This window comes from Serratia sp. HMSC15F11 (assembly GCF_001808215.1).
Classification (GTDB): Bacteria; Pseudomonadota; Gammaproteobacteria; order Enterobacterales; family Enterobacteriaceae; genus Serratia; species Serratia nevei.
In genome coordinates, this window is the sequence record NZ_KV792435.1 from 1 (window position 1) to 816 (window position 816).

An 816-nucleotide genomic window follows, 5' to 3' on the forward strand; every position below is an offset into this window, starting at 1 on the left:
TTTTTACCCTGCCGGGACGCTCGGCGATCAGCCAGTCCACATCCACCTCGGCCAGCTCCTCGCGCTGTGGCGCTCCTTGGTAGCCGGCATCGGCTGAGACAAATTGCTCCTCTCCATGAAGCAGATTACCCAGCTGATTGAGGTCATGCTCGTTGGCCGCGGTGGTGACTAGGCTGTGGGTCAGGCCACTCTTGGCATCGACACCAATGTGGGCCTTCATGCCAAAGTGCCACTGATTGCCTTTCTTGGTCTGATGCATCTCCGGATCGCGTTGCTGCTCTTTGTTCTTGGTAGAGCTGGGTGCCTCAATGATGGTGGCATCCACCAAAGTGCCTTGGGTCATCATGACGCCTGCTTCGGCCAGCCAGCGATTGATGGTCTTGAACAATTGACGGGCCAGTTGATGCTGCTCGAGCAGGTGGCGGAAATTCATGATGGTGGTGCGATCCGGCAGGGCGCTATCCAGGGATAATCGGGCAAACAGGCGCATGGAGGCGATTTCGTACAGGGCATCTTCCATGGCACCGTCGCTCAGGTTGTACCAATGCTGCATGCAGTGAATACGCAGCATGGTCTCCAGCGGATAGGGCCGTCGGCCATTGCCCGCCTTGGGATAAAACGGCTCGATGACAGCGGTCATATTCTGCCATGGCAGAATCTGCTCCATGCGGGAGAGGAAAATCTCTTTTCGGGTCTGACGGCGCTTAGTGCTGAATTCACTATCGGCGAAGGTGAGTTGATGGCTCATGATGTCCCTCTGGGATGCGCTCCGGATGAATATGATGATCTCATATCAGGAACTTGTTCGCACCTTCC

The 816-nt window shown here is 56.1% G+C and carries 1 protein-coding gene; it reads right to left on the minus strand.

Features of this window, described 5'->3' with window-relative positions; all coding sequences use genetic code 11:
- Positions 1–748, minus strand: a 748-nt coding sequence (locus HMPREF3138_RS09110) for an IS5-like element ISKpn26 family transposase (protein WP_070558932.1), incomplete at its 3' end; no start/stop codon positions are given.
- Positions 749–816 lie beyond the last annotated feature (68 nt).